At 43.8% G+C, this 22,018-nt stretch carries 18 protein-coding genes; 10 read left to right on the top strand and 8 right to left on the bottom strand.

The window, feature by feature from the left end:
• Positions 1-7: 7 nt before the first annotated feature.
• From N480_RS19785 to N480_RS19755, 7 genes are all read right to left on the bottom strand, one after another.
• Positions 8-706: a CoA transferase subunit A gene (locus tag N480_RS19785; protein WP_063374150.1), complete on the bottom strand. Its 699-nt coding sequence runs from the start codon at positions 704-706 to the stop codon at positions 8-10.
• 34 nt (positions 707-740) lie between these two features.
• A complete protein-coding gene (locus tag N480_RS19780) occupies positions 741-1,649 on the bottom strand; it encodes a hydroxymethylglutaryl-CoA lyase (protein ID WP_063374149.1) in 909 nt (302 codons plus the stop codon).
• A gap of 1 nt (position 1,650) precedes the next feature.
• A complete protein-coding gene (locus N480_RS19775) occupies positions 1,651-3,594 on the bottom strand; it encodes an acetyl/propionyl/methylcrotonyl-CoA carboxylase subunit alpha (RefSeq protein WP_063374148.1) in 1,944 nt (647 codons plus the stop codon).
• A gap of 10 nt (positions 3,595-3,604) precedes the next feature.
• Complete coding sequence (locus N480_RS19770; protein WP_063374147.1) at positions 3,605-4,387, bottom strand: enoyl-CoA hydratase-related protein; 783 nt, start codon at positions 4,385-4,387, stop codon at positions 3,605-3,607.
• Positions 4,388-4,396: 9 nt separating this feature from the next.
• On the bottom strand, positions 4,397-6,004 hold the full coding sequence (locus tag N480_RS19765) for a carboxyl transferase domain-containing protein (protein ID WP_063374146.1): 1,608 nt from the start codon (positions 6,002-6,004) through the stop codon (positions 4,397-4,399).
• Between the two features lie 11 nt (positions 6,005-6,015).
• Entirely contained in the window at positions 6,016-7,191 is a 1,176-nt protein-coding gene (locus N480_RS19760) for an isovaleryl-CoA dehydrogenase (RefSeq protein ID WP_063374145.1), read from the bottom strand.
• A 98-nt stretch (positions 7,192-7,289) separates the two neighbouring features.
• Positions 7,290-7,685 (bottom strand): MerR family transcriptional regulator, encoded by a 396-nt coding sequence (locus N480_RS19755; RefSeq protein WP_023400459.1) that lies wholly within the window; start codon positions 7,683-7,685, stop codon positions 7,290-7,292.
• A 356-nt stretch (positions 7,686-8,041) separates the two neighbouring features.
• Here N480_RS19755 and N480_RS19750 point away from each other — a divergent pair, with 356 nt between their 5' ends.
• The 8 genes from N480_RS19750 (at position 8,042) to N480_RS19715 (ending at position 16,464) form a co-directional block, all read left to right on the top strand.
• Positions 8,042-9,220 carry a thiolase family protein gene (locus N480_RS19750; RefSeq protein ID WP_063374144.1) on the top strand — a complete coding sequence of 393 codons (1,179 nt, stop codon included), beginning with the start codon at positions 8,042-8,044 and terminating at the stop codon, positions 9,218-9,220.
• A 73-nt stretch (positions 9,221-9,293) separates the two neighbouring features.
• Positions 9,294-10,784 carry a CoA-acylating methylmalonate-semialdehyde dehydrogenase gene (locus N480_RS19745; RefSeq protein WP_063374143.1) on the top strand — a complete coding sequence of 497 codons (1,491 nt, stop codon included), beginning with the start codon at positions 9,294-9,296 and terminating at the stop codon, positions 10,782-10,784.
• Between the two features lie 127 nt (positions 10,785-10,911).
• On the top strand, positions 10,912-12,069 hold the full coding sequence (locus tag N480_RS19740; RefSeq protein ID WP_063374142.1) for an acyl-CoA dehydrogenase family protein: 1,158 nt from the start codon (positions 10,912-10,914) through the stop codon (positions 12,067-12,069).
• Between the two features lie 11 nt (positions 12,070-12,080).
• The gene (locus N480_RS19735; RefSeq protein WP_063374141.1) at positions 12,081-12,857 is read left to right on the top strand and encodes an enoyl-CoA hydratase; all 777 of its coding nucleotides are present in this window, start codon (positions 12,081-12,083) and stop codon (positions 12,855-12,857) included.
• Positions 12,857-13,996 (top strand): enoyl-CoA hydratase/isomerase family protein, encoded by a 1,140-nt coding sequence (locus tag N480_RS19730; protein WP_063374140.1) that lies wholly within the window; start codon positions 12,857-12,859, stop codon positions 13,994-13,996. Before N480_RS19735 ends, N480_RS19730 begins: the two co-directional genes overlap by 1 nt.
• A gap of 10 nt (positions 13,997-14,006) precedes the next feature.
• Entirely contained in the window at positions 14,007-14,897 is an 891-nt protein-coding gene (mmsB, locus tag N480_RS19725) for a 3-hydroxyisobutyrate dehydrogenase (RefSeq protein WP_063374139.1), read from the top strand.
• 24 nt (positions 14,898-14,921) lie between these two features.
• Complete coding sequence (locus tag N480_RS19720; protein WP_063374138.1) at positions 14,922-15,683, top strand: SDR family oxidoreductase; 762 nt, start codon at positions 14,922-14,924, stop codon at positions 15,681-15,683.
• A gap of 241 nt (positions 15,684-15,924) precedes the next feature.
• Entirely contained in the window at positions 15,925-16,464 is a 540-nt protein-coding gene (locus tag N480_RS19715; RefSeq protein ID WP_155732903.1) for a sel1 repeat family protein, read from the top strand.
• Positions 16,465-16,521: 57 nt separating this feature from the next.
• Here N480_RS19715 and N480_RS19710 read toward each other — a convergent pair whose 3' ends face one another.
• On the bottom strand, positions 16,522-17,385 hold the full coding sequence (locus tag N480_RS19710) for a pirin family protein (protein WP_063374137.1): 864 nt from the start codon (positions 17,383-17,385) through the stop codon (positions 16,522-16,524).
• 213 nt (positions 17,386-17,598) lie between these two features.
• Between N480_RS19710 and N480_RS19705 the strand changes: the two genes are divergently transcribed.
• Both N480_RS19705 and N480_RS19700 read left to right on the top strand, forming a co-directional pair.
• A complete protein-coding gene (locus N480_RS19705; protein WP_063374136.1) occupies positions 17,599-18,822 on the top strand; it encodes an aspartyl protease family protein in 1,224 nt (407 codons plus the stop codon).
• A 182-nt stretch (positions 18,823-19,004) separates the two neighbouring features.
• Positions 19,005-22,013 (top strand): FAD-binding and (Fe-S)-binding domain-containing protein, encoded by a 3,009-nt coding sequence (locus N480_RS19700; protein WP_063374135.1) that lies wholly within the window; start codon positions 19,005-19,007, stop codon positions 22,011-22,013.
• Positions 22,014-22,018 lie beyond the last annotated feature (5 nt).

Raw genomic sequence — 22,018 nt, 5'->3', positions numbered from 1 at the left:
GATCTCCTTACTTGCACGTGGTTACACGTTCGATGCGTTTTTCAAAATCGCCTTTAATAACGCGATTTACGTAAATGCCAGGGGTGTGAATTTGGCTTGGCTCAAGTTCACCAGGCTCAACAATTTCTTCCACTTCTACGACCGTAATTTTGCCAGCTGTTGCTGCCATTGGGTTGAAGTTCATTGCTGTATGTCGGAATACAAGGTTGCCATAGCGATCTGCTTTCCACGCTTTTACAATGGCAAATTCACCAGTTATAGACTCTTCCAGAATATACGGGCGGCCGTCAAATTCTTTGACTTCTTTTCCTTCTGCAACGGGAGTACCGTAGCCAGTCGCGGTGTAAAAGCCAGGAATGCCTGCACCACCGGCACGCATCTTTTCAGCTAAAGTTCCCTGTGGGGTTAATTCTACATCGATGATGCCATCAAGTAGCTGTTGCTCGAACAAGGCATTCTCACCAACGTACGATGCAATGATTTTTTTGATCTGGCGATCATGTAGCAAAATGCCTAAACCAAAATCGTCAACACCACAGTTGTTAGATACAACTGTTAGCTCTTTAGTTTGCTTGCGTTTAATTTCAGCAATCAAACCTTCTGGAATACCACATAGCCCAAAACCACCTGCGATGATGGTGTCTCCATCTTTAAGACCCTCCATCGCTTCTGCGTAGCTGGAAACTACTTTATCGAAACCGGCCATTAGCCCACTCCTCGTTGTCAATATTGTCTTATTGTTAAGATTGGCAGGTATTTTTAAGTGCTAAAGATACCTTGCTAACAGGTGCCTTATTAAGCGCATCGCAAATTTGCCAACCTGCTTTTGCAAGCCTTTCTAAATCAATTTCGGTACTAATGCCAAGTCCTTGGAGCAAGTAAATAACATCCTCTGTGGCAACATTTCCTGACGCTCCTTTTGCATAAGGGCAGCCTCCAAGCCCTGCGACTGCACTATCGATAGTCGAGATCCCCATCTCAAGCGCTTTATGGATATTTGCAAGGGCTTGTCCATACGTATCATGAAAATGCACTGCAAGCCTTTGAGCAGGGATGTGTTCGAGTAGCAAGCTGAGCAGGTTTTCTATTTGATTTGCCGTGCCAACACCAATCGTATCGCCAAGGCTTATCTCATAGCAGCCAAGTGCCAATAATTGTTTACAGACCGATAAAACTTGCTCGGGGTCAACTTCACCTTGATATGGGCAGCCTGCGATACAACTAACATAACCTCTTACTTTTATGTTGTTTTTTTGAGCAAGTTCAACGACTGGTCGAAAGCGCTCTATACTTTGTTCAATGGAGCAGTTGATGTTTTTTTGAGTAAAAGCTTCACTTGCAGCAGTAAAAATTGCAAATTCGTCGACTTGGTTTGCAAGCGCGAGTTCAGCACCTTTTAAGTTCGGTGTTAACGCGCTTATTTCAACATGGTCATGTCGAGTTAAGCCTTGTATTACATCTGCTGAGTCTGCCATTTGTGGCACCCATTTGGGTGACACAAATGCGCCGGCTTCAAGGTGCTTAAGACCAGCGTCAGCGAGGGCATTGAGCAACTTCACTTTGTCCTCGGTTGAAACTGCGGCTTCATTTTGCAAGCCGTCACGTGCGCCAACTTCAACAATTTTTACTTGCGTTGGATAATTTGGCATATCACGCTTCCTCTACGATAGCGAGCATCGCCCCATGACTTACAAGCTCGCCCTCATCAAAACAGTAACTCGACAATGTGCCATCAAATGGCGCATTAAGTGTGTATTCCATTTTCATGGCTTCGATGACTACGATTGGGTCGCCCTTAGATACTTGAGCGCCAACTTCTTGCAAATGTTTAACAACAGTACCATTCAGTGGCGCAGCAAGTGGCGCCTCTTGATGCTCATGATCACTGACATAGTGTTTGGTCTTGAGTTCAAAAGTGTGCTGGTATGGGCCGTACATAACTGTGATGTCAGTTTCGCTAATGAGCACATCCGCAATTAAACGTTTGCCATCGATATTTGCTATAAGCGTATGGCCATCAAGCTTGGCTTCAACACGGTGTTCAAAATCTTGATAGTGTACCTGCCAGTGGTGGCCTTGCGCTTGTGCAACCACAAAATGCTCGGTAAATGGCACGGTGAGTTTACGAGGCTGATTGAGCCTAAAGCCGACTTGTTGCCATGGCGATTGCATTTTTGGCGCTCGTTTGTGTGCAAGATAAGCAATACTTGCTAAACATACTAAAGTATCGCTAGGGGCTTTAGAGGCCGTTAATTCATCCGTTTGAGTATCAATGAAATGGGTATCAGGCGCACCAGCCATAAAGGTAGGGTGCTCCGCAAGGTGATGCAAAAACGCAATATTACTTTTTACGCCTGCTAAGTGAACTTCATTTAATGCCGAACGCAATTTAAGTAGCGCAGTACGCCTATCATGCCCATGCACAATGAGCTTAGCGATCATCGGGTCGTAAAACGGACTGATTTCATCGCCTTGCTGTACACCTGTGTCGATTCTCACACCGCGTTGGGCATCAGGAAAACTCAAATGTGCAAGATTGCCAGAGTAGGGCATAAAGTTTTCTTCTGGATCTTCAGCATAAATACGCGCTTCGAAGCTGTGGCCTTGTAAAGCGATTTGAGATTGTTCTAGAGGTAAGTGTTCATTGTTGGCGACACGGATTTGCCACTCTACGAGATCCTGACCTGTTACCATTTCCGTTACTGGGTGTTCTACTTGAAGGCGAGTGTTCATTTCCATGAAGAAAAACTCATCGCCACACAACAAGAATTCAACAGTACCAGCACCACGATAATTTATGGCTTTTGCGCAGCGTACAGCCGCTTCACCCATTTCTTTGCGAAGTGTATCGCTTAAGTCTGGTGCAGGGGCTTCCTCAATGACCTTTTGGTGGCGACGTTGCAACGAACAATCACGGTCACCTAAGTAGACGCAATTACCGTGATTGTCCGCAAATACTTGTACTTCAACATGACGAGGCTTATCAACAAAGCGTTCTAATAAAACGAGGTCGTTACCAAAGCTTGCAAGCGCCTCACGTTTAGCACCTTCTAGTGCACTGAGAAACTCATCCGCGCTTCTCACGACACGCATGCCTTTACCGCCGCCGCCAAAAGCAGCCTTGATAAGTACAGGGTAACCAACTTTTTCGGCTTCGGCAGTTAAAAATTCAGTGTCTTGCTGTTGACCGTAATAGCCAGGTACTAGGGGTACATTGGCTTGTGCCATGATCTCTTTAGCGCGAGTTTTTGAACCCATAGCTTCAATGGCACTCGCAGGCGGACCGACAAAAACAATATTATTATCATAACATGCGTTGGCAAAGGTGTCGTTTTCTGAAAGAAAGCCATAACCTGGGTGAATGCAATCCGCACCACTTTGTTTTGCGACTTCTAATATGCGTTCGCTAACCAAATAGGAGTCTTTGCTGGGTGCTGCGCCAATGTAGTAGGCTTCGTCCGCATTTTGTACGTGAAGTGAATTTGCGTCCGCGTCTGAATAGACCGCGACAGTACTCATCCCTAATCGTTTTGCCGTACGCATAACACGACAAGCAATTTCACCACGGTTAGCGATTAAAATCTTTTTCAACATGCTTAACTCCTTATTCGCTAGCCGCAGGTTGCCAGTTGGGTGCGCGTTTTTCAAAAAAGGCGCTGAGGCCTTCTTGTCCTTCCTCACTAACACGGATTTGCGCAATACGTTTAGCGGTGTGCTCAATCAGAGATGTATCAACTTGCTTACCCGCAACTTCGTTAATCAGTGACTTTGCACTTTTCACAGCCATAGGTCCGTTATTTAGTAACGTTTCGATAAAGTGGGTTTCGCTTTGACTTAGGTCATCGGTAATTTCATGTATTAAACCGAGTTCAAGGGCTTTTTCAGCCTTAAATATCTCTGCTGTTAAGAAGTAACGGCGTGCTTGTCTCTCACCAATCGCTTTAATGACGTATGGACTGATAACTGCTGGAATAAGTCCAAGCTTTACTTCACTTAGGCAAAACTTTGCGTCGCTTGTAGCTATTGCAATGTCACAACATGCGATTAGGCCCAGCGCGCCACCAAATGCTGCACCTTGCACTAAACAAAGTGTCGGGTGCGATGAACTGGCCAGCACGTGCATTAGCTTAGCAAGCTCCATGGAGTCGGCGACGTTTTCTTCATAGTTGTTATCCGCCATTGACTTCATCCAAGCTAAATCTGCACCTGCAGAAAAGTGTTTACCTTGGGTTTTTAATACTAGAGCTTTTACGTCGAGTTCATTGGCGTACTCAATTGTTTTGATGAGTTCTGCGATGATTTCTGCGTTGAATGCATTATGTTTTTCAGGGCGACTTAATTCTAAAATCGCCACCTTGCTTTTTGTAATATTTAAAGTGACAGACATGTACGCCCCCTACATTCTGAAAATACCAAACTTAGATTCTTTGCTCGGTGCATTAGCAGCCGCTTCTAGCGCTAACCCCAGCACATTTCTTGTCTCGGCTGGATCGATGATGCCATCATCCCAGAGTCGTGCACTTGCATAGTATGGGTGGCCTTGTTTTTCGTACTGTTCAACAATTGGCTTTTTGAATTCAGCGACTTCGTCATCACTCATGCTCATGCCTTTGCGTGCTAAACCATCTTGACGAACTTGTGTTAAGACGCCAGCTGCTTGCTCACCACCCATCACTGAGATACGCGCGTTAGGCCACATCCACATCATGGTCGGCTCGTATGCTCGACCACACATGCCGTAGTTGCCGGCGCCGTATGAGCCACCGATTAAAACGGTAAATTTAGGGACATCAGCACAAGACACAGCGGTTACCATTTTGGCACCATGCTTGGCGATCCCCTCAGCTTCATACTTCTGGCCAACCATAAACCCTGTAATGTTTTGCAAAAACAGTAGTGGAATGTCACGTTGCGCACAAAGTTGAATAAAGTGAGCCCCTTTTTGTGCAGACTCAGAAAATAGAATGCCATTGTTGGCCACAATGCCAACTGGACGACCAAATATTTCTGCAAATCCTGTAACGAGGGTTTCACCAAAATAGCGTTTGAACTCGTCAAATTGAGAGTCATCTACAATACGTGCAATCACTTCACGAACATCAAATGGCTTTTTAAGATCTGTGCCGACAATGCCGTAAACTTCACGAATATCATATCTGGGTGGTTTAACGTCTTTTAGAATAGGTTGGGTAGGGCGTTGGTGGTTCAGTCTTTCAATACACTGGCGAGCTATGGAGAGTGCATGCTCGTCATTTTCTGCATAGTGATCGGCAACACCGGATACTTTACAGTGGACATCAGCACCACCAAGGTCCTCAGCACTCACTTCTTCGCCAGTGGCTGCTTTCACAAGGGGGGGACCTGCCAAGAAAATTGTCCCTTGCTCTTTTACGATAATGCTTTCATCTGCCATAGCTGGCACATATGCACCACCCGCTGTACACAAGCCCATCACTACCGCAATTTGCGGTATCCCTTTTGCTGACATGCGCGCTTGATTGTAAAAGATACGCCCGAAGTGAAGTTTGTCAGGGAATACTTCATCTTGCTCGGGGAGGTTTGCACCACCAGAATCAACAAGGTAGATACAAGGTAAGTGGCAACGCTCGGCAATTTCTTGTGCTCTTAGATGCTTTTTAACGGTCAGAGGAAAATATGTACCACCTTTCACCGTTGCGTCATTACCTACAATCATGCATTCGACGCCTTTAACACGGCCAATGCCTGCAACAACGCCAGCACAAGGAATGTCTTGTTCATACACGCCAAACGCTGCAAATTGGGATATTTCTAAAAATGGAGAGCCTTCGTCGAGCAGGGTATCTATACGGTCACGGACAAATAGCTTCCCGCGACTTTGGTGGCGGGCGATGAGTGCTTCACCACCGCCTTGACTCAGGTTTGCGACCTTATCGTTTAAATCGGCAACCAATGACGCCATCGCGTCATGGTTGTCTTTAAACTGTTGGTCATGCGTATTAATCGATGTATTTAATACTGTCATGCCAATTCTCCTTAACGGCTTTCGTTGAATAGCTCACGGCCGATAAGCATACGACGGATTTCTGAAGTGCCGGCACCAATCTCATACAGTTTTGCATCACGTAGTAAGCGACCAGTTGAGTACTCGTTGATGTAACCGTTACCGCCAAGAAGTTGAATCGCATCTAGCGCCAATTTGGTCGCTAGCTCGGCTGCATATAGAATTGCACCCGCTGCGTCTTTACGGGTTGTTTCACCACGGTCACACGCTTTTGCTACGGTATACACATAAGAGCGTGCAGCATTCATTTGTGTATACATATCTGCGATTTTACCTTGCACCAGCTGGAATTCGCCGATTGATTGGTTAAACTGTTGACGTTCGTGGATGTAAGGTACAACCACATCCATACAAGCTTGCATAATGCCCAGAGGGCCGCCAGCTAGTACGACGCGCTCGTAGTCTAAACCACTCATCAATACTTTTACGCCTTCGTTCAAGGTACCCAGGATATTCTCTTCAGGTACTTCACAGTCTTCGAAAACCAGCTCACAAGTATTGGAGCCTCTCATCCCCAATTTATCTAGTTTTTGAGCTGTAGAGAAACCAGGGAAATCGCGCTCTACAATGAAAGCAGTAATACCACGAGGACCAGCGTCTAGCTCAGTTTTTGCGTAGATAACAAAAACATCTGCATCTGGACCATTTGTGATCCACATTTTATTGCCATTTAGAACATATTTGTCGCCTTTCTTCTCGGCTTTTAGTTTCATAGAAACCACATCAGAGCCTGAATTTGGCTCACTCATAGCTAATGCGCCAATGTGCTCACCAGTGATTAGCTTTGGTAAATACTTTTCTTTTTGTGCTTGGTTACCGTTACGGTTAATTTGGTTTACACACAGGTTTGAGTGTGCGCCATAGCTTAAACCTATTGATGCACTTGCACGGCTAATTTCTTCCATCGCAATAACATGCTCAAGGTAGCCCATATTTGCGCCACCAAACTCTTCTGGCACCGTGATCCCCAGTAGGCCCATTTCACCAAACTTTGGCCACATCTCATTCGGGAAGGCGTTTTCTTGGTCTGTCTTTTCAGCCAGTGGCGCGATTTCGCTAGTAGCAAAATTATTAACATGATCACGGATCATGTCTGCTGTTTCGCCAAGCCCAAAGTTCAATTCTTTATATAGTGATACAGTGCTCATTTGTTGTCATCCTGTGTGAGATTGTGTACTTCGTCCCCGTTTGGGAACCGGAGTGTATTTAATATAACCACTCCGGACAGACACTTACTGTCTATTAATTAGTCTTGTAGTTCTTTTAGTGTATCTAAGCAGCGTCTTTCAGCCGTGACAAGTTCCATCAATACGACTTTTATGTCATCCATCTGTTGACTGAGATCTGCTTTTTTCTCTTCAATTAGTTGCAGCATTGTATGTAGCTGCTTTTCGCTGGACTTGTCCGCATCATATAACTCAAATAGTCTGCCAGTTTCGGCAAGCGTAAAACCAAGTCGCTTACCACGCAAAATAAGTTTGAGACGAACTTTGTCCCTTTTTGAATATATTCGGGTTTGGCCATTACGCTCTGGCGAAAGTAATCCTTGATCTTCATAAAAACGAATACTTCGTGTGGTAATGTCAAATTCCTTAGCGAGCTCGCTTATTGAGTAGGTTGGTTCTTTATTGGTGTCTTGCATTATTTACACACTTACTTCGAAACTGATTAGACCAATATAAGTGAAGTTTACGTAAAGGTAAAGTGTCGTTTTTGCATCATGCTTTAGTCGCATATGCAAAATCTGGATCTTGAACTACTTTTAGCTCGCATAAGGCACTATATGCTTTGTTAAATTGCTCTTCAACATCGGATATAGCAAGGGAATGCGCAGTAAAATGCCATCGTGGCAAGATAACTGTGCAAGTAAACTTTACATTTTTAAAAAACGCAAAATGCTTGATTTTAGATTTACGTTGGCGTAAACGTAAATTTTAGGTATGCTCGACGTAATAGATTACTAAAAGCAAGCTATTTGCTTGTTAACAGGAGTTTTAAATGAGTAACGAAGCCGTAGTCATTGTAGCAGCAAAACGTACACCTATGGGTGGTTTTATGGGGAGCCTTTCAGGTGCAGCAGCAACTGATTTAGGTGCAACTGCAATAAAAGCTGTAATGAATGATACTGGTTTATCGGATGCCAGCATCGATGAAGTTATCATGGGATGTGTATTACCAGCAGGACTTGGCCAAGCACCTGCGCGTCAAGCGATGTTACATGCGGGTCTTGCACGTTCAACTGGCGCAACAACTATCAATAAGGTATGTGGTTCAGGTCTTAAAGCGGCGATGTTTGCGCATGACCTAATCAAGTCAGGTAGCATCAAATCAGCGATAGCGGGTGGTATGGAAAGTATGACAAATGCGCCATACTTCATGCCTAATGCTCGTGGCGGTATGCGTATGGGCCATAGTCAGGTAGTAGATCACATGATGGCTGATGGTCTTGAAGATGCATATGATAAAAAAGCAATGGGTTGCTTTGCCCAAGACACTGCGGATCAGTACGGTATTACTCGTGAAAATATGGATGAGTTCGCACTGAATTCTTTAAGCAAAGCCAATGCTGCAATTGAAAATGGCAGTTTTGACAATGAAGTTATTCCACACATCATTTCTACACGCAAAGGTGATGTTGAAGTAACGACCGATGAACAACCTGGTAATGCGCGTCCTGCAAAAATTCCTTCGTTACGCCCTGCGTTCAAAAAAGATGGCACCATTACGGCTGCTAACTCTTCATCAATCTCTGATGGCGCTGCGGCACTTATTTTAATGAGCGAGTCAGAAGCGAAAGCGCACGGCTTAACACCACTTTGTAAGATTGTGGCACATGCGACACATTCTCAAGCACCAGCAGAGTTCACAATTGCACCAGTTGGCGCGATGAACTCACTTTTAGACAGAGCTGGTTGGTCAAAAGATGATGTAGATCTTTGGGAAATCAATGAAGCATTTGCCATGGTAACTATGCTTGCAATCAATGAAATGAAACTTGATAGCGCAAAAGTCAACGTCAATGGCGGTGCATGTGCATTGGGTCATCCAATTGGTGCAAGTGGCGCTCGAATTTTAGTTACACTTATTCACGCACTTCGCAATCGCGGCCTATCAAAAGGTATTGCATCACTATGTATTGGTGGTGGTGAGGCGGTTGCACTAGCAGTAGAAGTTTAAATCGTCAAAGCGCCGTAACTATACTAAATTTTAACGCGGCGCTACTTTCAGTTTATTTGGGGAGGAGTGCAAAATGCACCAGGTACCATTATACATCAACGGTGAATTCACACAGTCGCAGTCTGACAAATGGTTAGACGTCGTTAATCCAGCAAATCAAGAAGTACTTGCACAGGTACCTTGCGCAACGTCACAAGAAGTACAAGCAGCAATTAACTCTGCTCAAGAAGCATTCCAAACTTGGAAAAATGTGCCAGTTCCGGAGCGTGCTCGCATCATGATGCGATATGCTGCCCTATTAAAAGAGCACCAAGAAGAGATCGCTACCATCATTTGTCATGAGCTTGGCAAAACGTTTGAGGACGCTAAAGGTGATGTTTGGCGCGGGATAGAGGTGGTTGAGCAAGCAGCTAACGCGCCTGCAATGATGATGGGTGAGACGGTTGAAAATGTTGCGCGTAACATCGACACGTATTCTTACATTCAACCCTTAGGTGTGTGTGCGGGTATCACACCGTTCAACTTCCCGGCAATGATCCCATTGTGGATGTTCCCAATGGCAATCGTATGCGGTAATACATTTGTTCTTAAGCCGTCTGAGCAAGATCCACTGACGCCAATGCGTTTAGTAGAGCTATTCGAAGAGGCTGGCGCACCGAAGGGCGTGCTTCAAGTGGTTCATGGTGGTAAAGATCAGGTAGACCAAATTTTAGAAGCACCGGAAATTCGTGCTGTATCGTTTGTCGGTTCTTGTGGTGTAGGACAATACATTTACAGCAAAGGTACTGAAAACCTAAAACGTGTACAGGCATGTGTAGGCGCTAAAAACCATATGGTAATTATGCCTGATGCAAGCAAAGAGCAGACAATCAACAACTTGGTGGGTGCGTCTGTTGGTGCTGCTGGTCAGCGCTGTATGGGTATATCGGTTGCTGTGTTTGTTGGCAAATCTCAAGAGTGGGTTGATGATTTAAAAGCGGGTCTTGAAAAAGTACGTCCAGGTGTTTGGAATGACCCTGAAGCTGCTTATGGGCCTCAGACATCGACTGCTGCTAAAGCGCGTATCTTGTCTTTAATTGAATCAGGGAAACAACAGGGTGCAACCTGTTTACTTGATGGCTCTGATTTTACAGTTGAAGGCTATGAAAACGGCAACTGGGTAGGTCCTACATTATTTACCAATGTGACAACAGATATGGACATCTACAAAGAGGAAATCTTTGGTCCTGTATTAAATTGTGTATTTGTTGATACGCTAGAAGAAGCCATTGCGCTTGTTAACAACAGCCCATACGGTAACGGGGTTTCATTGTTTACTGCAAGCGGTGCTGCTGCTCGTAAATTCCAACAAGAAATTCAAGTTGGTCAAGTTGGTATCAATATTCCAATTCCTGTACCACTGCCATTCTTCTCCTTTACTGGCTGGAAAAATTCATTCTACGGCGATGTTCACACTTACGGTAAACAAGGCGTACGTTTCTATACAGAGACTAAGACCATTACATCTCGCTGGTTTGCTGATGAAGCAGTAACAGGCCCGAACATGAGTATTAACCTTCGTTAATTCTGCATTATCCCTAAGCCCAGTATCTATGCTGGGCTTTTAGTAGTACCGCCTGACGCTGTCGGGTGCAACAAGAATAAAAACAAGTGATTTAAATCACTTGGTATGACAACAAGAGAGGTCTTTTATGGACTTTAATCTGAATGAAGATCAACAGGCATTCGCTGAAACCGCTTACCAATTTGCAATGACCGAGCTTGCACCAAACGCTGCTCGTTGGGATCAAGAGCATATTTTCCCTAAAGACGTCATTAAACAAGCTGGCGAGCTAGGTTTTTGTGGTTTATATACACCAGAAGAGGCCGGTGGCTTAGGCTTGTCTCGCTTAGACTCAAGCATCATTTTCGAACAGCTTTCGATGGGCTGTACTGCGACGACGGCTATGCTGACGATTCACAATATGGCGACTTGGATGATCGCAAGCTTTGGTACTGATGTGGTGAAGGGTCAGTATATGGACCAGCTAGTAATGGGTGAATTATTAGCATCCTACTGTTTAACTGAGCCAGGTTCAGGTTCAGATGCCGCATCACTCAAAACCAAAGCCGTACTGGAAGGTGACGAATATGTCCTAAACGGGTCGAAAATGTTTATCTCAGGTGCGGGTGAAACCGATGTATTGGTTGTTATGGCACGCACTGGTGAAGATGGCCCTAAAGGGATCTCTGCGTTTGTTGTTCCTGCTGATGCCGCTGGAGTGATTTATGGTAAAGCAGAAGAGAAAATGGGTTGGAATGCCCAGCCCACGCGTTTAATTACATTTGAAGATGTTAGAATTCCTGCAGCGAACCTAATGGGTAAAGAAGGTGAAGGATTTAAGTTTGCAATGCAGGGTTTAGACGGTGGTCGTATTAATATTGCGACTTGCTCAATAGGTACTGCGCAACAGGCGCTAAATACAGCAAAAGAATACATGCAAGAACGCCAGCAGTTCGGTAAACCTCTGGCTGCATTTCAGGCATTGCAGTTCAAAATTGCTGACATGAATACAGAGCTTGTTGCTGCACGCCAAATGGTTCGTTTGGCTGCGTTTAAACTTGATAGTAATGACCCTGAAAAAACCACCTACTGCGCAATGGCAAAACGTTTCGCAACTGATGTAGGAACTAAAGTGTGTGATGATGCACTTCAGATCCATGGTGGTTATGGTTACATCAAAGAATATCCTTTGGAGCGCCATTTACGTGACGTGCGCGTTCATCAAATCTTAGAGGGCACGAATGAGATCATGCGAGTGATCATTGCCCGTCGAATTTTAGCTGAAGGCGCTGCGAGCGTTTTATAAGGAGCAAAAAAATGTCTGCACAATTAAAACTTGAAAAACGTGGTCACATTGCAATTGTTACTATGTCTAACCCACCTGCAAATACTTGGACGCGTGACACCTTAGCCGGTCTTAAAGAATTGGTAACTGAACTTAATGCGGATAAAGAAATTTATTCTCTGATCATTACCGGTGAAGGTGAAAAGTTCTTCTCAGCGGGTGCTGACTTAAACGTATTCGCTGATGGTGACAAGGGCGTTGCTGCTGATATGTCGCGCGTGTTTGGTGAAGCATTCGAGACGTTAAGTAACTTCCGCGGCGTATCAATTGCCGCAATTAACGGCTTCGCTATGGGTGGTGGATTAGAAGTTGCTCTTGCTTGTGATATTCGTATTGCTGAAACTCAAGCACAAATGGCGCTACCTGAAGCGAAAGTGGGCTTGCTTCCTTGTGCTGGCGGTACACAAAACCTCGCTTGGTTAGTAGGTGAAGGATGGGCTAAGCGTATGATTTTATGCGGCGAGCGCTTAAAGGCTGATAAAGCTGAGAAAATCGGCTTAGTTGAAGAAGTTGTTGAGCAAGGCCAGGCGCTTGAAGCGGCACTTGCCTTGGCTACGAAAGTTGAAGATCAAAGCCCTGTTGCGGTTACCGCATGCAAGTCACTTATTCAAAAAGGTCGTACAGGCACGATTGACAGTGCACTGCCGCTTGAGCGCGAATTGTTCGTGACATTATTTGATACACAAGATCAAAAAGAAGGCGTAAACGCATTCTTAGAGAAACGCAAAGCAAATTGGGTGAATGGCTAATGGTTGAATTACAGTTACTAAACCAAGAAGACGCGCCAGTCGTGTTCCAATTGGCGCACTGTAATAACGACATGAAGGTGGCAATTGCCACCTTGAATGCGCCAAAAGCGTTGAATGCGCTTAACTTAGATATGATTCGTTTACTTGCTCCACAGTTAAGTGAATGGTCGACAGATGACAGTATCGCCATGGTGGTGCTTAAAGGCGCTGGCGAAAAGGCGTTTTGTGCAGGAGGTGACGTTGTTAGCCTGTATAAAGCGATGGCTGCTGACGATGATAATAATTACTTGGAAACCTTCTTTAGTGAAGAGTACCGTCTAGATTTTCAAATCCATAATTACGACAAGCCCATTTTACTATGGGGTAACGGTATCATTATGGGTGGTGGACTTGGTCTTATGGCAGGTGCTAGTCACCGAATAGTGACAGAAACGTCGCGTATTGCGATGCCAGAAATTACGATTGGTTTATATCCAGATGTGGGCGGCTCTTACTTCTTGAATAAAATGCCTGCGGGTATGGGGCTATTCTTAGGTTTAACAGGTGCCTCAGTGAATGCGAATGATGCAAAGCTGGTAGGCCTTGCTGATCATTTTATCAATGCTGATCACTTTGACATCTTGCTTCATAATTTGCGTGAAGTGAATTGGGGTAAAACCAATGTGCTAAACCACGACAAGTTAACTCAGTTACTTCTGTCAATCGAAGACGGCGCGCACTCTTTACCAAATAGTGCGCTTAAGCCACTTGCAAAAGATATCGCCCACTTAGTAGAACTCCCCGATTTATCTGCACAAATTGATCATATTCTATCGATTGATAGCAGTGAGAATAAATGGTTAAGCAAAGCGCAAGCAGGCTTAAAACATGGCTCTCCAATTAGTGCAGTGTTAGTAAGTGAGCAGTTAAAGCGCCTTGCTGGAAAGTCTTTAAAAGACTGTTTTTCACATGAACTGACAATGTCCGTTCACTGTGGAGAGGTCGGTGAATTTCGAGAAGGTGTACGTGCCTTGTTAATTGATAAAGACGGTCAACCAAATTGGCGTTTTAAATCCGTTAATGATGTAGAAACTGACGTAATCGAAGGGTTCTTTAAACCGAAATGGAATGAAGAAAACCACCCATTAGCAGATATGTAAGGAAATAAAAATGGCAAATGTAGGATTTATTGGCCTTGGCAATATGGGTGGCCCAATGGCTGCTAATTTGGTTAAAGCAGGCCATCAAGTAACGGTATTTGACCTAAATGAAGAAGTTGTAAATCAACTAGTTGAACAAGGTGCGAGTGCAGCATCGAAAGTGTCAGATACCTGTACAGGTGCAGACTTTGTGATTAGCATGCTACCAGCCGGAAAACATGTTCGCTCAATTTATACTGGCGAAGATGGATTAATCAACTACCTTAGTAAGTCGGCACTGGTTATTGACTGCTCAACAATAGACGCAGAGTCAGCCCAATTTGTTGGTAAAGAACTAGCAAATGCGGGTGTATCTTTTGTTGATGCTCCAGTGTCTGGGGGTGTGGCCGGAGCTGCTGCTGGGACGTTAACTTTCATTGTTGGTGGACGCGACGAAGATTTTGCCAAAGCGCACACAGTGTTGAAGGATATGGGTAAAAATATCTATCACGCTGGGGATATCGGTGCCGGGCAAGTCGCAAAAATTTGTAATAACATGCTGCTGTCAATTTTAATGGCAGGGACCAGCGAAGCACTCCAAATGGGTGTAGATCACGGCTTAGACCCCAAAGTATTGAGTGAAATAATGCTTAATAGCTCTGGGCGCAATTGGACACTTGAAGTGTATAACCCATGCCCGAATGTACTGGACAATGTTCCTTCTTCAAATGAGTACAAGCCGGGCTTTATGGTGGATTTGATGGCAAAAGACTTAGGACTTGCAATGCAGGCCGCTCAGCAGACAAATTCAGCCACCCCAATGGGCGCACTTGCAAAAAATCTTTACAACCTGATGCAAAACCAAGGCAAAGGGGCAGAAGATTTCAGTGCGATATTTAAACTTTTCTCTGAAAAGTCTTAAAACGTAAAGGTTTAAAAATTAATTATGAATGTAGAAAATAAAACGGTTGTTATTACTGGGGGCGCGCAAGGTTTAGGTCTTGCTATGGCACATAAGATGGCAAGCTTAGGCGCTAACCTTGCTTTGGTTGATATGCAAGAAGAAGTCTTGCAAGCTGCAGTAGAAGAGCTGAGCCAATTTGATGTAACCGTTAAAACGTATGTTGCAAACGTAAGTATTGAGAGCAATGTGGAAGAGGTCTTCGACAAGATCGTTGATGATTTTGGTTCTCTTTCAGTGCTCATCAATAACGCGGGTATTCTACGTGATGGCTTATTTGTAAAAGTCAAAGAGGGTGAAGTCGTAAATAAAATGTCTCTTGAGCAATTTCAGTCATTAATGGACGTTAACCTAACGGGCGTATTCTTGTGCGGCCGAGAGGCAGCTGTAAAAATGATTGAGGCAGATCAAGGTGGCGTGATTATTAACATGTCCAGTGTGGCGCGTGCAGGAAATATCGGCCAAACTAATTACTCAGCAGCGAAAGCTGGTGTGGTGGCAATGACCACGACGTGGGCGAAAGAGCTGGGTCGTTACGGTATTCGAGTTGGTGCAATAGCGCCAGGCGTTATTCGCACTAAGATGACCGATGCAATGAAGCCTGAAGCAAAAGAGCGTTTGGTTAAGATGAAGCCTGTGGGCCGCTTGGGTGAAGCGCAAGAGATAGCGCATACTGCTCAATATATCATTGAAAATGAGTTCTTCACTGGTCGTGTTGTAGAAATCGACGGTGGCATTAGACTTTAAAAATATCTAATACTTTCGTTATTTTGTAATAAAATATCGTTAGTATTCAAAGTATTCGCATACTTATGTTCCTTTATCTTCGAAAGAAGAGAGTGTGTAGAATAAAGCGGTGGGGGTGTGTCCCGCCGCTTTTTTATTTCAATTGCCCGTTACTAACTATAGATAATTAAAAGTTTTAATTTTTTTGAACTGGTGTAACATTGCTTTTATATTAAAAGCTGAGCACGCCTTCTTAGTTATTATGCATAAAATACTCTTCATCATCATATTCGCCATGGTATTACCTGCCTGTAAGTCGAATAGAGCCATCATCAAAGACATTGATGCGATTCACAAGCAAGAGCGTAATGGGATTAAGCTCTACCAACAAGGTCGGTATGCGGACGCGTTTGAAGAGCTAGGGGAGCTCGCTACTTGGGGTTACAAAGATGCGCAGTATTATTTGGCTTTTATGTTTTTAAAAGGCCAACATGTTGAACAGTCTACTTTGATTGGCATGGGTTGGTTAGGCGTTGCTGCTGAGTCGGGTATTACCGAGTGGGTAGACTTTTACGACGCGTTGTATACCAAAGCGACACCGCAAATGAAAGCGAAGATTGATATCGTTGTTGCTGATTACAAGCAAAAATTTGGCATGAAGGCACAATTTGTGTCTTGTAGGAGAGCGCAAACGGGTACCTCTATGAAAGTTGTTATGATGTGCACGAAAGAAGATAAAATCTCTAAAATATACCCACTTGATCTGAAGGAGTCTCAGCTCAATTTAGCCCCACTTAAATAAAGGCAACGTCACTGTGTAATCAGTGGCTTTGGTTTTGCTGTTCGTTAATCAGTCTTGTTATTTCCTCGTGGGCAGCGGGACAGACTCTAAGTTGTCATCAGGGATCCCTGGAAAGCGACCACTTTGCCAATCTAATTTTGCCTGATCTATGCGCTCTTTGCTGAAAGACACAAAGTTCCAGTGGATATAAGGAGCGACATCCCATTTGTCACCACCAAGCAAAATTACCCTTGAATCTTCCAGAGTTTTTACTTCACTATTTAGGTCATCTAATAAAATCAAGTCTCCCGCTTTGTAAGTGCTCCCCTCAATACTTATTGTTCCAAAAATAAGGTATATCGCGGTTTCCTGAGTGTTACTGGGTAATTCGAGAGTGTTATGTTTAGTTGCTATCAGATCCACGTAAAACATTGGGGAGTATGTTTTGATTGGCGATGTCATGCCATATGCTTGCCCAGCAATCACGCGTTTCATAACACCACCTGTGACCATCTGCGGCAAAGCATGCCTGTCAACATGTTCAAAGCTCGGCGCAATGTCTGCATACTGTTCAGGTAAGGCAACCCACGATTGTAGGCCATTTATGGTATGGGGCTTTCCTCGTGTTTCAAAGCTTTCTCGTTCTGAGTGGACAATACCCTTGCCCGCAGTCATCCAGTTTACGTCACCAGGGGCTATTTCAAGGTGGTTGCCCAAAGAATCTCGATGCACTAGGTTGCCTTCGATAAGGTAAGTTAAGGTAGATAGCCCGATATGTGGGTGAGGTTGCACTTCAACACCACGGCCTTGAGAAAAGTGGCTAGGACCCATGTGATCAAAAAAGATAAACGGCCCCACCATCCGCTTTTTCATGTGAGGCAAGAGTCGATTAACCTCAATGCCGCCAATATCATATTGCGTTGCTGCCAGTAACTGCGCCACTGATTTTCTCCCCTTATGAAATCGACACACTTCGATGATTATGTGTTTATTTTAGTATCAGTTTTTTTGAGCGCAAAAGTGTAAAAATTGAATACTTCGTTCTATTTTTGAGAATTACTTTGAAACTAAAAAATAAGGACCAGACGATTTGACGTTTTCTTCACACATAACCTAGTAACGTGATGGCACACAATAGTTAAAAGGATAGGTGTTATGAAGTTACTCTTCACTTTACTGTGTACCATGACTTTAAGTGGATGCAGTGTCGCAAACTACGTTAGGCTCAAGTATGAAAATGATGACATCAGACCACAATGGCAAACTCAAAAAAACAAAACTCAGTTGCAAGCAGATACAGGGGTTAAGCCCTATGTGTTCATGTCAATCAATGGAATTCCGGGATTTAAAATGATGTTAGATACTGGTGCGTCAGTATCGATTTTAAAGGACTCAGAAAAAGTTAAAAAATTGGGGTTAAAAGAAGGCTATTCATTAGAACTAGGAGGCTGGGGTGATGGCGAAAACTCTTATGGCTTTCAAACTGATGTAAAGAGCATCAAACTAGGAGATGTTCGCTTCAATGATGTTAGCTTTGCGTTTATGCCAGTCACCAAAAGCGAGTACTTTTTGAGGCCCGATGAGGCTGTGTACGACGGTATTCTTGGACACGACATATTAAAACACTTTGCATGGCATATTGACCCCAGAGCAGGCACGATTGAGATTTCTAGTAATACGCACAATGCCGAGTATGCGGGTGTATCCATACCAATGCGAGTCTTTCTGAGCAAACTGTACCTTGATAGCAAAATTGATTTAGGAGATAACCAAACTATGGAGCAAGAGGTCGTTTTAGATACCGGGAGCCGACACTACTTTAAGCTAAATAACTACTTTGTCCGTGATGCGGGGCATGCGTATAAGGGCAAAACGGTTACTGGTTCAGATTTTGGTCTGAGTGGCCAAACAATCCATCAGCGCGGCACTATTCCTAAATTACAAATTTCAGACTTAACCTTAAAAAATGTCAAAACAAACTTTATTGAAGGCGGTGATGATGGCAAGTCTGTAATTGGAAGCTCTATTTTAAACCACTTTAGTTATGTGATTGATTACCATAATTTGCAGTTACATTTAAACCCATACGAACAAGCGAATTTTAAGGCAAAGTACAATTTATTGGGGATGGAACTTAGAAAGCTGACAAACGGTGCATTTGTCGTGCGTTATGTCATGCCTGATATGGCTGCGTTTGGCTCTGGCATTCAGGTGGGTGATGAAATACTTAGTTTTAATGGCGTGAATGCGAGCGCTTTGGCACAAAGGGAGTGGTTAGCATTGTCGGCGACCGAGGGCGAGCATCGTCTATGTATTGCCAGAGACAATCTTTGTTTTGAGCTGCTTGCGAAAAACATTGAGGGGTATAGTCAATGGTAAAGCCTTATTTAAGTCTAGAACCTTGATATACATAAATTTTAAGTTCACACGCAATCTAGGGCGGTAATAAGAGACTCAGCCGCCCACATTTGAAACTTAACAGAGCGATGTGAAACTCAGGACAAGCTACCATATATTTATTGATATGTTATATTGTATCATTTTGTGGGGCGCAAAAAAGCATGGGTCAAGAAAATGTAGCAAGTGTCATTACTGAGAATACAGTTAAAGTATATACCGAGGTACTGGTCGAGCAGGGGTTTGAGGGCGAAATTGATACCAGTTACTCAACTCAAGTAGTGCACTCAACAGACAACAGTATTTATCAAGAAATACCTCAAGCTGTGCTTTTTCCTAAATCGAATTCAGATATTCAAATGGCACTTTCCCTTTCTGAGCGTGCTGAATTTAGCGAGCTGTATTTTGGCCCGCGTGGAGGAGGCACAGGCACCAATGGCCAATCACTGACAAATGGTATTATCATCGATTTATCTCGCCATATGCGGGGCATTTTGGAGATTAACACTGAGCAAAGGTGGGTGAGAGTGCAAGCTGGTGTGATTAAAGATCAGCTAAATGATTTTTTAAGGCCGTACGGATTTTTCTTCGCGCCTGATCTATCAACTAGTAATCGTGCAACGGTTGGTGGCATGATCAACACTGATGCCTCTGGGCAAGGCTCGTTAGTTTACGGAAAAACCAGTGACCACTTGTTAGGGTTGAAGTGTTTTTTATCTGATGGCTTTGAACTAAATACGCAACAAACTACAACGAAACTGGCAAAGGAAAAGGCCAAAAAAAACGACAGAGCAGGGGAAATATTAAATACTGTCCTCACTAGCTGTGAAAAAAACAGAGAAAAAATCCTGTCTGTTTTTCCCAATCTAAATAGATTTTTGACTGGGTATGACCTTAAAAATGTATTTAGTGATGATCTAAAGGCGTTTGACCTCTCGCGTATTATTGCTGGCAGTGAGGGGTCATTGGCCATTGTAGCAGAAGCGAAACTCAATATTTTACCGATTGAGCCATTCAAAACGTTGGTAAATATTAACTACGACAATTTTGATTCAGCGCTCAGACATTCACCATTTTTAGTTCGCGCCAATTCAACGTCAGTAGAAACTGTTGATAGTAAAGTCCTGAATCTGGCGAGAGAAGATATGGTTTGGCGTAGCGTATCGGACTTTTTAGAAACTCCCGCGCATATTACATCCAATGGTTTGAATATGGTGGAGTTTAATGGCTCGGAAAAACAAGGCATCGAACAGAAAGTCGAGGCTTTAACTACCCAACTAGACTCGCTTATCGCAAACAAGCAATCTGGCGTTTTATCTTACTCGATCACCACAAATAAGGCTGACATTCTTAAAATATATGCGATGCGTAAAAAGGCTGTGGGCTTATTGGGTAATAGCAAGGGCACCCGAAAGCCCATCGCATTTGTAGAAGATACCGCTGTTCCGCCCGAGAATCTAGCGGATTTCATAACTGAATTTCGAGCTCTATTGGACGCTCATAAATTGTCATATGGCATGTTTGGTCATGTAGATGCGGGGGTGTTGCATGTCCGCCCCGCACTGGACTTATGTGATGACGCTCAACAAGCTTTGCTAAAGCCGATTTCGGATAAAGTCGCACAGTTGACCAAAAAGTACGGAGGGTTATTTTGGGGTGAGCATGGTAAAGGGTATCGCAGTGAGTACGGACCTGAATTTTTTGGTGCAGAGTTATTTTTAGAGTTACAAAAAATAAAAACAATATTTGATAAACGCAACAAATTAAATCCAGGAAAAATATGTACACCACTGAATAATAATACTGAACTTGCCAAGGTTAATGGTCCGTTGAGAGCTCGCTTTGATACGTTAGTCCCCATTAATATTAAAACAAGCTTCCAAGATACTTTAAATTGTAATGGGAATGGACTTTGCTTTAATTACTCTGAAACGACTCAAATGTGCCCTTCATATAAAGTTACCAAAGACAGAAGGGAATCTCCCAAGGGAAGAGCAACCTTATTCAAGGAGTGGGCTCGACTACAAGGGCTGAAAGGGATTGAGTTGCCAGAACTAAGCTCGGGCTACGATGAGCTAAATTCAGAACTGCCCAAGGCGGAGATTTCAGAAGCCGGTGCATTAAAAACACTCAACCACGAAGTAAAAGCGGCTATGGATTCTTGCCTAGCATGTAAAGCTTGCGCCAGTGCGTGCCCGGTTAAAGTCGATATTCCTAATGCGAGGGCTTACTTTCTCGATTTGTATTATCAAAAATATGGGCGACCAATGAAAGATTATTTGGTTGCTAATATTGAGCACTTGCTGCCGGTCATGTCCAATTTTGCATCTCTATTGAATCCAATAATCGGTGCAAAATTTACGAATTCACTCTTCAAGGGTATCGTCGGCTATCAAGACTTACCGCTATTGAGTAAGCATAAACCAAATGCACTCAAATTTGATTTTGCTTCACTGAGCAATCTCAGCCAGCAACAAAAAAAAGAGTTTGTATTGATAGTGCCAGACCCATTTACCCGTTTTTATGAAGTCGAGTTGCTTGAGTCAGCGATCAAATTGATTAATAAGTTAGGTAAACAAGCAGTAGTGTTGCCGTACCACCCAAATGGCAAGACACAGCATGTTAAAGGGTTCTTGAAACAGTTTAAGGCGACCGCCTCGAAAAATAGTACTTTTCTACAGCAAGTATCAACACTTAATATTCCAATGGTCGGGCTTGATTCGGCACTTGTGTTTGTTTATGAAGATGAATATCGCAAGGTACTATCTGACACACAGCGCGGAACCTTCGAAGTATTAACCATCCATGAGTGGCTACAGGAACAAGACTTATCAAATCTCGAGCTAAAAGGCAGCTCTAAAGCATTAACACTGCTTTCTCATTGCACCGAAGAGACCAACCCAAGATCGTCTACTGCGATTTGGCAGTCTATTTTTAGGCAATTAGGTGTTGAGCTCACAGCGCCGAGTGTGGGGTGCTGCGGAATGGCGGGTACATTTGGCCATGAATCGAAAAATCAATCTGCTTCTCGGCAATTGTATGAAATGTCATGGGAAAAACATGTTCAATCACAGGCCATTATCGCTACAGGCTTTTCTTGCCGAAGCCAAGTAAAGCGCTTTGAGGGGGTTAAACCTAAACATCCCGTTGAATATCTGGCCTCGCATTTATAGTCAGT

This window comes from Pseudoalteromonas luteoviolacea S2607, assembly GCF_001625575.1.
Classification (GTDB): domain Bacteria; phylum Pseudomonadota; class Gammaproteobacteria; order Enterobacterales; family Alteromonadaceae; genus Pseudoalteromonas; species Pseudoalteromonas luteoviolacea_E.
The sequence above is the reverse complement of the archived record's forward strand: the minus strand, read 5'-3'. Positions and strand labels throughout refer to the sequence as shown.